13 protein-coding genes are annotated in these 12,344 nt (G+C 72.0%); 7 read left to right on the top strand and 6 right to left on the bottom strand.

From position 1 onward, the window contains the following. Positions 1-27: 27 nt before the first annotated feature. Positions 28-768 (bottom strand): thioesterase II family protein, encoded by a 741-nt coding sequence (locus tag ACIBNE_RS34055; RefSeq protein ID WP_399278580.1) that lies wholly within the window; start codon positions 766-768, stop codon positions 28-30. 242 nt (positions 769-1,010) lie between these two features. On the opposite strand from ACIBNE_RS34055, the gene ddaH reads away from it, so the two are divergent. Then, entirely contained in the window at positions 1,011-1,859 is an 849-nt protein-coding gene (gene ddaH, locus ACIBNE_RS34050; protein ID WP_399278578.1) for a dimethylargininase, read from the top strand. Positions 1,860-1,912: 53 nt separating this feature from the next. Here the strand turns inward: ddaH and ACIBNE_RS34045 are convergent, their stop codons facing one another. From ACIBNE_RS34045 to ACIBNE_RS34035, 3 genes are all read right to left on the bottom strand, one after another. Beyond that, positions 1,913-2,224, bottom strand: coding sequence for a hypothetical protein (locus ACIBNE_RS34045; protein ID WP_399278576.1), 312 nt, complete (start codon positions 2,222-2,224; stop codon positions 1,913-1,915). After that, entirely contained in the window at positions 2,221-3,129 is a 909-nt protein-coding gene (argB, locus tag ACIBNE_RS34040) for an acetylglutamate kinase (protein WP_399278574.1), read from the bottom strand. Before argB ends, ACIBNE_RS34045 begins: the two co-directional genes overlap by 4 nt. A 205-nt stretch (positions 3,130-3,334) precedes the next feature. Continuing rightward, the gene (locus ACIBNE_RS34035) at positions 3,335-4,669 is read right to left on the bottom strand and encodes a lysine N(6)-hydroxylase/L-ornithine N(5)-oxygenase family protein (RefSeq protein ID WP_399278572.1); all 1,335 of its coding nucleotides are present in this window, start codon (positions 4,667-4,669) and stop codon (positions 3,335-3,337) included. Between the two features lie 301 nt (positions 4,670-4,970). Between ACIBNE_RS34035 and ACIBNE_RS34030 the strand changes: the two genes are divergently transcribed. Further along, positions 4,971-5,615 carry an FMN-binding negative transcriptional regulator gene (locus ACIBNE_RS34030; RefSeq protein WP_399278570.1) on the top strand — a complete coding sequence of 215 codons (645 nt, stop codon included), beginning with the start codon at positions 4,971-4,973 and terminating at the stop codon, positions 5,613-5,615. Positions 5,616-5,744: 129 nt separating this feature from the next. On the opposite strand, the gene ACIBNE_RS34025 is transcribed toward ACIBNE_RS34030, so the two are convergent. Both ACIBNE_RS34025 and ACIBNE_RS34020 read right to left on the bottom strand, forming a co-directional pair. Continuing rightward, positions 5,745-6,530 carry an LmbU family transcriptional regulator gene (locus tag ACIBNE_RS34025; protein ID WP_399278568.1) on the bottom strand — a complete coding sequence of 262 codons (786 nt, stop codon included), beginning with the start codon at positions 6,528-6,530 and terminating at the stop codon, positions 5,745-5,747. A 132-nt stretch (positions 6,531-6,662) separates the two neighbouring features. Further along, a complete protein-coding gene (locus tag ACIBNE_RS34020; RefSeq protein WP_399278566.1) occupies positions 6,663-7,631 on the bottom strand; it encodes a BTAD domain-containing putative transcriptional regulator in 969 nt (322 codons plus the stop codon). Positions 7,632-8,147: 516 nt separating this feature from the next. Here ACIBNE_RS34020 and ACIBNE_RS34015 point away from each other — a divergent pair. The 5 genes from ACIBNE_RS34015 (at position 8,148) to ACIBNE_RS33995 (ending at position 12,327) form a co-directional block, all read left to right on the top strand. After that, positions 8,148-8,363 carry an MbtH family protein gene (locus tag ACIBNE_RS34015; RefSeq protein ID WP_399278564.1) on the top strand — a complete coding sequence of 72 codons (216 nt, stop codon included), beginning with the start codon at positions 8,148-8,150 and terminating at the stop codon, positions 8,361-8,363. A 114-nt stretch (positions 8,364-8,477) separates the two neighbouring features. Further along, entirely contained in the window at positions 8,478-9,194 is a 717-nt protein-coding gene (locus tag ACIBNE_RS34010; RefSeq protein WP_399278562.1) for an LmbU family transcriptional regulator, read from the top strand. A gap of 42 nt (positions 9,195-9,236) precedes the next feature. Then, the gene (locus ACIBNE_RS34005) at positions 9,237-10,823 is read left to right on the top strand and encodes an amino acid adenylation domain-containing protein (protein ID WP_399278560.1); all 1,587 of its coding nucleotides are present in this window, start codon (positions 9,237-9,239) and stop codon (positions 10,821-10,823) included. A 36-nt stretch (positions 10,824-10,859) separates the two neighbouring features. Next, a complete protein-coding gene (locus ACIBNE_RS34000) occupies positions 10,860-11,090 on the top strand; it encodes an acyl carrier protein (RefSeq protein ID WP_399278558.1) in 231 nt (76 codons plus the stop codon). Positions 11,091-11,139: 49 nt separating this feature from the next. Next, on the top strand, positions 11,140-12,327 hold the full coding sequence (locus tag ACIBNE_RS33995; RefSeq protein ID WP_399278556.1) for an NAD(P)/FAD-dependent oxidoreductase: 1,188 nt from the start codon (positions 11,140-11,142) through the stop codon (positions 12,325-12,327). Positions 12,328-12,344: the final 17 nt, after the last annotated feature.

Genomic DNA, 12,344 nt, shown 5'->3' with positions numbered 1-12,344 from the left:
TGACCCGACGCCGCGCCCGGCCCGGGTTCAGACGCAGGCCCTGACCAGCAGGGCGCGGTGCACGTCGTCCCGTATCCGGTCCGCGACCTCGGGGAGCCGGTCCTGGAAGTAGAAGTGGCCGCCGTCGAAGAGGCGTTGGCCCAGGAAGTGCTCGGAAGCGGCCGCCCAGCCGGTCATGCTGTGCGGCGGCGCCACGTGGTCGCCGGTGCCGCCGAACACCGAGAGGGGCACCGGCAGCGGCGCGGTCAGGGGCGGCGTGCGCCAGGTCTCGCTGATGCGCAGGTCCGCGCGGATGACCGGGGCGAACAGGTCCCACAGCTCCGCGTGCTCCAGGACCGACGACGACGAACCGCCCATGGCCAGCAGCTCCGCGCGCAGGTCCGCGTCGGACAGCAGGTGCCGCCGCGGGGAGTCCCCCTCGGGGCGCAGCGCTCCGCGTGCGGACACGCCGAGCCAGACCGGCGGGGTGCGCCCCGATTCGAGGAGCCTGCGGGTCAGTTCGTAGGCGACGAGGCCGCCCATGCTGTGCCCGAAGAACGCGAAGCGGCCCGTCAACAGGTCGTCCAGCTCGTCCAGGAGGTGGTCGAACAGCGCGCCCGCTTCGGGCACGGCGGGACGCGCGTCGCGCGGACCGCGGCCCGGCGCGTCGGGGATCCGCACGTCCCAGCCGGCCGGGAAGCAGGACGGCCAGTCCTGGTACGTCAGGTGCGACCCACCGGAGTGGTGGAACACGAACAGGCGCATCTCCGGCTCTTCTGACATCCGCATGACCGCTCCATCGACGAGACGTGCGAGCGGGTTCGGTCCCGCTCGGCACCCATGCTCCCGGCCGTCCGTCGAGGGCCGCTCAAGGGCGGATCAAGCCGGGCGGGCGACCGTCGGACACGTGCCTGGAGTGGCCCGGCGCGTTCCCTCCCCGCCCGTACCGGCCCCGTGGCCCGCGGGAGGCGGTGCCGCACACCCGCCGGACCCGAGCACACGCCCTCTCACAGACATCAGGAGGAACCGGCATGTCCCTGAACGACGCCCCGGTCGGCGAACGGGCACCCCGGGCCGGACGGCGGGCGGTCGCGCGCCGCCTGCTCATGTGCCGTCCGCAGTACTTCGACGTGACCTACAGCATCAACCCCTGGATGAACCCGGAGAAGCCGACGGACGCCCGGACGGCCCTGCTCCAGTGGGAGCAGCTGCGCGAGCTGTACCTCTCGCTCGGGCACACCGTCGAGGTGGTCGAACCCCTCTCGGGCCTCCCCGACATGGTGTTCGCCGCCAACGGCGCCACGGTGGTGGACGGCAAGGTGCTCGGCGCCCGCTTCCGGCACAGGGAGCGGACGGCGGAGGGGCCCGCGTACCTGGAGTGGTTCGCGGCCAACGGCTTCGACGAGCTGCTGTGGCCCGACCACATCAACGAGGGCGAGGGCGACTTCCTGCGGGTGGGGCGCCGGATGCTGGCGGGCACCGGGTTCAGGACCGACGTCCGCTCGCACGCGGAGGCCCAGGAGTTCTTCGGCATCCCCGTGACGGGCCTGACCCTGGTCGACCCGGACTACTACCACCTGGACACCGCGCTCGCGGTGCTCTCGGACGACGAGGTCATGTACTACCCCGAGGCGTTCAGTCCGGGCAGCAGGGCGGTGCTGCGGGAGCTGTTCCCCGACGCGCTGCTCGCCACGGCCGACGACGCCGCGGTGTTCGGCCTCAACGCCTTCTCCGACGGCCTCAACGTGCTGCTGCCGCAGGCCGCGACCGGGCTCGCCGCCCGGCTGAAGGAGCGGGGGTTCCATCCGGTCGGAGTCGGCCTCGGGGAACTCCTCAAGGCGGGTGGCAGCGTCAAGTGCTGCACTCTCGTGCTGTCCTGACGGTGTGTCATGCACGCGGTGCGACGGTCCAGGCCGTCGTCCGGATCCGCAGGTCAGGGCAGGCCGGTGACCGCCGCGAAGACGTCGTCCAGCGCCTGTGAGTGCACGGTGAGCGCCTCGGCGGCGACCGCCGCCGTGTCGAGCACGTCGAGCACCGCCCGTACGGTCCCGACACCGGTGTCGCCCGCCATCTGGAGGGTGAGCGTCGCGGTGTCGATCAGCGGGGTGCCCAGGCCCGTGTCCGTGCGGTCGTCGAAGGCGGCGGCCGCCCGGACGAGGGCGTACGGGTCGGCGAACCGCAGCCGGACGAGGCCGGGCGGCGGTGCGCCGCCGGGCGCCGGGTGGTGCCGCCGCTGCTCGTTCACGACAGGGCCTCCGTCTCGTCCGGGTCGGGCACGACCACCGTGCCGCCCTCGTCGTCGGTGAACATCTGGAGGAGCACCGCGTGCGGGACCCGCCCGTCGATCACCCGGGCCGACCCCACACCGCCCCGTACGGCGTCCAGGCAGCCGGTCATCTTGGGCACCATGCCGCCGCTCAGCTCAGGCAGGAGCTTCTCCAGCTCGCGGGCCGTGAGCCGGGGGACGACCTCGGCGTCGTGCGGCCAGCCCGCGTACAGGCCGGGGACGTCCGTCAGCACGACGAGCGCCTCGGCGCGCAGCGCGACGGCGAGGGCCGAAGCGGCGGTGTCCGCGTTGACGTTGTGGACCAGGCCGTCCTCCGCGCTGCGGGCGAGCGGGGAGACGACGGGGATGCGCCCGTCCGCCAGCAGGCTCTCCAGCGCGCCCGTGTTCACGGCGGTGATCTCGCCGACCCGGCCGATGTCCACGGGCTCCCCGTCGATCCACGGCACGTGCCGCACCGAGGTCAGGGTGTCCGCGTCCTCGCCCGTCATGCCGACGGCGAGCGGGCCGAAGCGGTTGACCAGGCCGACCAGTTCGCGCTGGACGTGCCCCGCGAGGACCATCCGCACGACGTCCATCGCGGGCGGCGACGTGACCCGCAGCCCGGCCCGGTACTCGCGCTCCAGGCCGCGCCGCGCCAGCTCGGCGTCGATCTGGGGGCCGCCGCCGTGCACCACCACGGGGCGCAGGCCCGCGTGGCGCAGGAAGACGACGTCACGGGCGAAGGCCGCGGTGAGGTCCGGGTCGGTCATCGCGTGCCCGCCCAGTTTCACGACGACCGTACGTCCCTGGTGGCGGGCCAGCCACGGCAGGGCCTCGCCGACGATCCCCGCCTTTTCCGTGGCCGAATGCGCGAGGACATTCATAAGGGCCTCGAATGCCGTGGCGCGGGCGCGCCCTGCGGGCGTTTCCTACTCATGGGAACGACTCCTCGGTCTCGTATCCCGTGCGGCATCACGATGCACGGTCCACTCGAAATCCAATTGTGTGCGACTCGATCTTCGGTGGAGCGGAAATCCATGAGGAATTCGCACTGGATGTGCGAATGCGAATTACCTTTGGCGGACGGTCTCAGACGGCGGACGGCGTGCGGTCCAGCTCCCGCTCGGCGCGGCGCAGCACGATCGAGTCGGCGATCTCGCCGCTGCGCACGGCGATGTTCGACAGCAGGGACGACGACAGGCCGTGGCTGTGCTCGGTGCCGCCCTGGAGGTAGACGCCGCAGGTCAGGCCCGATGCGGACGTGAGGCGGTAGTCGCGCTCCATCCGGTGCTTGCCCGCCGCGTCGCGCTGGAAGTGCCGGTCGAAGTCGCCGAGCAGGCGGGCGGGGTCCAGGCCGTCGTAGCCGGTGGCGAACACCAGCGCGTCGACGGACAGCTCCTCCGTCCGGTCGTCGAGCAGCGAGCGCAGGACCACCCGTGCCGAGCTGCCGAGCTGCTCGACCGAGTCGACCCGGGTGAGGTTGCGGAAGTGCAGCCGGCGGCTGTCGCGCACCTCCTCGTCGTACGAGCGCCGGAACAGCTCCCGGATGACGTCGGCGTCGACCACCGAGTAGTTGGTGTTGCTGTGGTAGCGCCAGAACGCGTCCCGCGCCCGGTCGGTGCCGAAGTAGTACTCGTCGACCGCGCCCGGGTCGAAGACCTGGTTGGCGAAGGGGGTGTCGTCGGCGACGGTGTAGCCGTAGGACGGGATCACCGACGAGACCTGTGCGTGCGGCAGCGCGTCGTGCAGGAACCGGGTGATCTCCGCGGCGCTCTGGCCCGCGCCGACCACGGCCACGTGCTTGAGGTCGTCCGGCTCCTGGGCGCGGAACCTGCTCAGGAACTGCGAGCTGTGCCAGACCCGTTCCCCGGCGCTCACGCCCTCCGGCAGCCGCGGCACCAGGCCCGTCGAGACGGCCACGTTGTGCGCGAGTACCACCTCGGTGGTCCCGTCGGCGCGGCGCGCCTCGACCTCCAGCAGGTCGGGTGCCCCTTCCCCGTCCCCGGGGACGGGGCGGACCGCGGTGACCCCGGTGCCGTAGGAGACCCGGTCGCCGAAGCCGGCGGCGGCCCACTCCAGGTACTGGTGGAACTCCTGCCGGGTCGGGAAGAAGTCCTGGTTGTTCACGAACTGCACCAGCCGGTCGGCGGCGTGCAGGTACGAGACGAAGCTGAACCGGGACATCGGGTTCCGGAAGGTCGCCAGGTCCTTGAGGAACGAGATCTGCATGGTCGTCGACGGCAGCAGCATGTTCCGGTGCCAGCCGAACGAGGGCTGCCGCTCGAAGAAGCGGTAGGTGACCGGGTGCTCCGGGGTGCTCGCCCCGTGCTCCTCCAAGGCGATCGCGAGCGACAGGTTGGACGGACCGAACCCGATGCCGACCAGGTCGATGACCTCTTGGTTGTGCCTGCCCGTTGTGCCCATGAAGACTCTCCCACTTTGCGTCTGGAAAATGAGGACGTTGTCCCGAGAGACCGATGTGAGTGTGCGCCAGCGGTCTGCTCGAAGGCAACTCAAAGACGGCATGAAGTCCTGTCCAAGACTTCTACAGAGGCGCTCGACACCTGAACTCGTTGTCCTGTTGACGGGACGGAGTTATGTTCTGCGCGGGTTCTCAGAATCTCCGCACGGCACGGCCGGAAGCCGAAAAGTCCCACGATGTGCGATCAGCCATGACCTGATGCACAGCCATGCCCTGCGCCAATTCTAGAAAGGGTGAATCCGCATGTTTGTGCCCAGTTTCTACCGTGAGCCGGAGAGTTCATGGATGGTGGACCTGATGGCCGACAACCCGTTGGCGCTCGCCGTGGCGAACGGCGCGCCCGACACCGGCCCGTTCGCCACCCACCTGCCGGTCATCTTCGACCCCGTGACCTCGGGCGACTGGCGGGGGGACCTGCGGGGGGCCACGCTCCTCGGCCACATGAACCGGGCGAATCCGCACTGGTCGGCGCTGGAGGACGGCGGTGTCCTGCTGCTGACCTTCACCGGTCCGCACTCCTACGTGTCGCCCACGGTGTACGACGTGACGCCGGCCGCCCCGACCTGGAACTTCACCGCAGTACACGTCAGGGGAGTGGTGGAGAAGATCGAATCGACGGAGGAGACCCTGGAGGTGGTGCAGTCCACCGTCAGCGCCTTCGAGAAGGCGTTCGGCGCGGACTGGGACATGACCGAGTCGCTCGGCTACTTCCGGAAGATCGCGCCGGGAGTGGGGGCCTTCCGCCTCACCGTGACCGCGGCCGACGGCATGTTCAAGCTCAGCCAGGAGCAGCCGTGCGAGGTGCGCGAACGGGTGCGGGAGTCGTTCGGGCAGAGCGGGTGCACCTACAAGCAGCAGACCGCGGGGCTGATGGGCCGACTGCCCTGAGCCTCTGTCGGACACAGGCTCTGAACCGGGCCGGGGCGCCGGAGGCTTCGATGCGGGGCCCCGGCCCGGAGGCCCGGCCCGGCCCGGAAACCCGCCCCGGAACCCCGGCCCGGCCCGGGACCCCGGCCCTCAGACGCCGACCGGCACCGAAGGCGTCCGCCCGGCCGCGTCGGCGCGGCGCGCGTCCCCCTCGGGGACACCGGCGTCCGGCGCGGCCTGCGCCCGGGGGCCCGCGGGCTCCGCCGGGGCGTGCGCCTCCAGGGCGCGGGCGGCCGCGCGGTCCAGCGTGGCCGTCACCCACTGCTCGAAGTCGACGCCCGACTGCTCCGCCGCCTCGTGCCACCGCTGGAAGCGGCTGCCCGGAACCTCCAGCCGGCGGTTCGGCTCGGCGGGAACGGCGGGTGACGGCCGTTCGCCGCCGCGCTCGGCGCGCAGGGCGGCGCGCAGTTGCTTGGTGGTCCACTGCGACCGTTCGGCGCGGTCGAGCCAGAGGTTCTGCTCCTCGACCGGCATAGAGGCCAGCTCGGCGTGGTGCTGGAAGCTCAGGGCGGTCCGCCGTCTGGAGTGGGGGAAGCGCCGCGCGACCCAGGCGTAGTTGCGCAGGGTCTGGTACGAGAGGCCGACCGCGCGTATCCCGCGCTGGTACCGGTCGGTGTAGTGGTCCTTGCCGTAGACCAGCCAGTCGCCCAGCCACCAGCAGGACGAGTCGACGACCCCGGCGAGCTGGCGCCCCGACCGCTCCCACTCGTCGTAGGCCATGCCGGTCGGCAGTTGCAGGCCCACCTTGGTCGTGAGGACCTGGTTCCTGACCGGCGCGGCCCCGGCGGCGGGCGACTGCCGCGGCGGGGTCTGGGGGAGGGCGTTCTCCGGGCCGCTCGGCGACCCCGGTGTCCGACCAGCCTGACGCGCCATCATGCCTCCAGGGAAAAGGTGCACACGATCAGCCAGAAGTCTGTAAGGACCGGCTGAAGCGGCACCGGAGCGGCACTCGAACTCTTGCGCGACCGCGTTCCGTATGGCATCGCCCGCCCGGCCATGCGCGGCCGCTCAGCCGACCGTCGTCCGCGCGGCGCTCGCCGCCAGCGCGTCGAAACGGCGCAGCAACCGGTGCTGCTCCTGCTGGAGTTGCTCGATGCGGTGCTGCAACCCGGCCAGCTCCTGGTAGAAGGGGAGCACCGCCTCGTCGGCCGCCCGGCCCGGCGCCGTCCGGGGCGCGGCGGGCAGGAGGGGGCCGGGGGCCGCGGCGAGGGTCGGGTCCTGGCGGAGGATCCGCTCGCGCAGCCCGCGCAGCTCGGGGCCGGGCTCGACGCCCAGCTCGTCCCTCATGTGGTGGTGGGCCCTGGCGTACACGCCCAGCGCCTCGGCCTGGCGGCCGCAGCGGTAGAAGGCGACCATCAGCAGCTCGTAGAACGTCTCCCGCATCGGGTGGTCGGCGGTCAGCTCCAGCAGCTCGCCGGTGATCTCGCCGTGGCGCCCCGTCCGCAGGTACGCGTCGTACTTCATCTCCAGCGCCGTCAGCCTGCGTTCCTCCAGCTGGGCCGCCTCGACCGCGCAGATGTCGCCGAGCACGCTGCCCTCCAGGGCCGGTCCGCGCCACAACGACAGGGCCCGGTGCAGCAGTTCGCCCGCCCGTCCTGGATCGTCGAGCAGGACCCGCCGGCCCTGCGCGGTCAGCTGCTCGAAGCGGACGGCGTCCGTCTCGACGGCGGGGAGCTGGAGGGCGTAGCCGTGTGCGGTGGTCACGATCCACGGTCGCCGCACGGGCTGTCCGCCCTGCGGGTCCGCGCCGGACAGCAGCCGGCGCAGCCGTGCCACGTGGACCTGGAGCGCGTTCGCCGCGTTCGCGGGAGGGCGGTGGCCCCACAGTTCGTCGATGAGCCGGTGCGCGGAGACGTTGTGGCCGGCCCGCACCACCAGCGCCCCCAGCAGCGCGCGCTGCTTGGCGCCCGTGGGCAGGATCCGCAGGCCGGTCTGCTCGTCACGGCCCTCCACGAGACCGAGGATGCGGAACTGCATCGCTTCACCTCACACAGGCTGGTCGCACAGGACGGGATCTCGGTCGGCCGCGGGCGTACGGGCGGTCGGCCGCGGGCGTACGGGCGGTCGTCGCGCGCCTTCGACCATAGGGCGGCGCCCGGCCGCGGAGCCGCGGGTACGAGGGGACTTCCGCCGCCCTTGTAGCGGGTCTTGAGCCGTCGGCCGACTGCCTCGGCGGCGGCCCCTGGAAGCCGCTCGCGCACCTGCCGGGCCCGCGTGCGCGGCGCGGGATCGTGGCACAGGAACACCTGTGCGTACAGGGGATCTTGGCGGGATCCGGGTCGTGCGGACGGCCGGTCGGCACCTGGACACGGCTGCCTTGTTGCGCCGCCGAACGGGTCCTTACGGTGACGTGGCACGCCGGAGGTCGCCGCCTTCGCCGGGTGTCCCGTCGACGGGACGGGCCCGGTGCGGCGACCGGGCCCGGTGCTCTCCCGCACCCCGCCCGGCGGCTTCCCATCCCCAGTCACCCGTGACGGACAAGGACGGTGCCAGTTGAGCACGAACCCATTCGATGACGAGGACGGCCGCTTCCACGTCGTGGTGAACGACGAGGAGCAGCACTCCCTGTGGCCGGCGTTCGCCGAGGTGCCCGAGGGCTGGCGCGTGGTCTTCGGCGAGGCGGCCAGGGCCGAGTGCCTGGAGTACGTCGAGCAGAACTGGACCGACCTTCGACCCAAGAGCCTCCAGGACGCGATGGCCGGGGACTGAAGCCCCCGCACGACAGTGATCGCCGCCCGGACGTCCCGCCGACGTCCCGCCGACGTCCGGTCCACGTCCGGGCACACACTTTTGAGTTGGGAGTTGAAGGTCGTGAGGGGCGCTGTGAGAACCGCGAGCGCGGGACCGGTGGACAACGGCGGTGAGCCCGTGCGGCACGAAGCCGTCCTGTCCCTCCTGGGGACGCAGGCCGAGGTGCACGAGTTGGGGATGGTCCTCCCCGCGAACCTCCCGGAGCGGGCCTGGGAACGCATCGGGACCAACCTGCGCGGACTGGCGAACTCCTCCGCGTGGTGGCTCGCCGACTGGCTGACCTTCGGGGAGGCCACCTACGGCTGGCGGCGGTACAAGGAGGCGATCGAGCGGACCGGGCTCGACTACCAGACCCTGCGCAACTACGCGTGGGTGGGACGGCGGTTCGACCACTCGCGCAGGAGGGCCGCGCTCAGCTTCGCCCACCACGCCGAGGTGGCCCGCCTGGCGCCGCCCGAGCAGGACTACTGGCTGCGCAAGGCCGAGCAGCAGAACTGGTCGCGCAACGAGCTGCGCAGGATGGTCCGCGCCAGCCTGGCCGCGCAGAGCGAGACGCCCAGGGCCCCCGCCGACGGCGACGGGCAGAACCGGGACGTGCCGAGGCTGGCCGATTCGGCGGCCGCGGGCAAGCGCAGGCAGAAGGTCACCACCCTGACCATCGAGCTGTCCACCAGCCAGCTGGAGCACTACGCGCGGGCCGCGGCCGCGCACGGCCTGCCCGTCGGCGAGTGGGTCACCCAGGTACTCGAAACCGTCGAGCGGCAGACCCCGGACCGGCTGACCGCCTGACCTCCCGGAGCCCTCGCCCCCCTCTCACATCGGAGTCAGTTGATGATCCTCAAGGGAAAGCGGGTCGCCCTGCCCCCGGCACCCGTCGTCCACCGGCAGTTCGAGGCGCACGCCGCGGCCGCCCCCGACGCCGTCGCGGTCGTCTGCGCGGGCCGCGGCACCACGTACGCGGAACTGGACGCGGCGGCCAACCGGTTCGCCCGCTTCCTCCTCGCACGCGGCCACGGCCGGGGCGCCAAGGTCGGCGTCTGCCTCGACTACTCGACCGACATGCTCGTCGCGATCCTCGGCACCCTGAAGGCGGGCGCGGCCTACGTGCCCTTCGACCCGGCCTACCCGGCGGCGCGCCTCGAACTGCTGCTGGGCCACGTACCCGGTCTCGCGCTCATCGTGGCCTCCCCCGAGACCGCCCCGATGGTCGGGTCGGCGGGCGTCGAGACCGTCGACCTCCAGCGGCTCGCCGGGCAGCTGGCGGACCTCCCGGCGACGGGACCCGGGGTCGAGGTCACCGGGGACGACCTCTGCTACGCGGTCTTCACGTCGGGGTCGACCGGCACGCCGAAGCTGACCGCGGTGCGGCACGAGGGCTGGTTCAACCTGATGAACTGGCTGCGGATCGAGTACGGCCTGCACAGCGGATCGCACCACCTGGTCGTCAGCGCCTTCGGCTTCGACCTCTCCCAGCGCTCCCTGATGACACCGCTGTTCTGCGGCGCGACCCAGCACCTGCTGCCGAGCCGGAACTTCGACGCCATGATGGCCTACCGCGCCCTGACCGACCACGACGTGCGCGTGGTGCACTGCGCCTCCAGCACGCTGTACGTGCTGATCGACTGGGAGACCGCGCGCGGCGGCGACGCGCTCGCCCGGCTGGACTACGTGCTCTTCGGCGGGGAGCCGCTGAAGTTCGAGCGCCTCGCGCCCTGGGCGCGGCGCGAGGGCAACACCTGCACCCTCCTGCACCAGTACGGCGTCGCCGAGTGCACCGACGTCGCGACCTCCTACGACCTCGCGGGACACCGGCTGGGCGACCACGACGTCGCCCCGGTCGGCAGGCCCGCCCACAACACCGACATCCACCTCCTGGACGAGCGGCTGGTCGGCGTCGGGGTGGGGGAGTACGGCGAGGTCTGCATCGCGGGGGCCGGCGTCGGCGCGGGCTACCTGGGCGGCACGGGCCCCGAGAACGCGAAGTTCACGACGATCGTCGCCGAGGGCGAGCCGGTCAGGATCTACCGCACGGGCGACCGCGGCCGGGTGACCGAGGACGGCGAACTCGTCGTCGCGGGACGGCTGGACGCGCAGGTCAAAGTGCGGGGCATGCGCATCGACCCCACCGACGTGGAGCGCGCGCTCGGCAGGCTCGCCGGGGTCCGCGAGGCCGCCGTCGTGGTCACGCACACCGGATCCGGCGACGCCGAGCTGATCGCGTTCGTCGTCCCGGCGGACGGGGACCTCGACGAGAACGAACTGCGCACCGGCCTCCTCGCGACCCTGCCGCGGAACATGGTCCCGGCCGCGTTCGTCCGCGTGCCGAGCCTCCCGCTGAGCCCGCACGGAAAGGTCGACCGCGCCGCGCTGCGCGACGCGCACCGGGACCGGTACGCCGTCAGCGGCGCCACCGCCTAGTCGGCCCCCCCCTCGATGACAAACGGAAGGAACACGATGATCGCCGACGAGGTGCGCGCCATCTGGTGCCGGGAACTCGGCCGCGACGACATAGCGCCCGACGACGACTTCTTCGCCCTGGGCGGCCAGTCCGTGGTCATGGTCAGGATCCAGGGCGCGTTCTTCGAGGAACTGGGCGCCGAGGTCCCGGTGGACCAGATGTACCTCAACCCGACCGTGGCGGCCATCTCCGCCTACATCGAATCCCAGCGCGCGGTGGCCCCCTGACGGGGCCCGGCCCACTTCTTCTTCTACGCCATCAGGCAAGAGAGGCGCCATGTACGACGTGATTGTCATAGGTGCCCGTTGCGCGGGTTCGCCGACGGCCATGCTCTTCGCCCGTCAGGGCTACCGCGTGCTGCTCCTGGAGAAGGCGCGCTTTCCGCAGGACACCCTGTCCTCGCACTACATCCACACGCAGGGCGTGGCCCTGCTCCACCGGTGGGGACTGCTCGACCGGCTCCGCGCGGCGGGCTGCCGGCCGATCGACCACCAGAGCTACGAGTCGCCCGGCGTGCGCATCGACGGCTTCTCGCTGCCGATCGACGGCCAGCGCACCACCTACGCGCCCCGCCGGTACGTGCTCGACCCGATCCTCGCGGAGGGCGCGGCCGCGGCCGGCGTGGACTTCCGCGAGGGCTGCGCGGTCAACGACCTGGTGTTCGAGGGCGACCGGGTCGTCGGGGTGCGGTACACCACGCCGAACGGCGCCGTCGCCGAGGACCGGGCGCGCCTGGTCGTCGGCGCGGACGGCATGCGCTCGCTGGTGGCCCGCAAGACGGGCGCACCGAACGTCATCGAGCACCCGCGCATGACCTGCGCCTACTACAGCTACTGGTCCGGGGTCCCCGCCCACTTCGAGCTGTACGAGCGGCCGGGCCGCTGGATCGGCGTCATCCCCACCAACGACGACCTCACGCTCCTCATGACGTACTTCCCGCAGGACGAGTTCTCCGGGGTGCGCAAGGACGCGGAGCCCTTCTACCTCGACGCCTTCCGCACGACGGCGCCCGAACTGTACGAGCGGATGCGGGCGGGCAGGCGCGAGGAGCAGCTGTACGGCACCGGCCACCAGGAGAACTACTTCCGCAAGGCCTACGGGCCCGGGTGGGCGCTGGTCGGCGACGCGGTGAACCACAAGGACTCCATCACCGCCCGCGGCATCACCGAGGCCTTCGTACAGGCCCAGTCGCTCACCGACCGCATCGGACAGTCCCTGCACGACGACGCCGCGCTGGAGGACGCGCTGCGCGGCTACGAGGACGACCTGGACGGCGAGGCGCTCAGCCACTACCAGGGCGCGCTCAACGTGGCCGAACTCAAGCCCGAGGGACGGGCCGAACTGCTGCGGAAGCTGGTCGGCCACCAAGAGCTGATCGACCGGTACTTCTCGACGCTGTCGGGCGCCTGCTCCATCGACGACTTCTACAACACCGAACTCTTGACGCTGCTCGACCAGAGCTGAGCGACGGCTCGCTCCCT

Origin of the sequence: Streptomyces sp. NPDC050504 (assembly GCF_044458065.1) — a bacterium.
Classification (GTDB): Bacteria; Actinomycetota; Actinomycetes; order Streptomycetales; family Streptomycetaceae; genus Streptomyces.
This window is presented reverse-complemented; position numbering and strand designations above follow the sequence as displayed.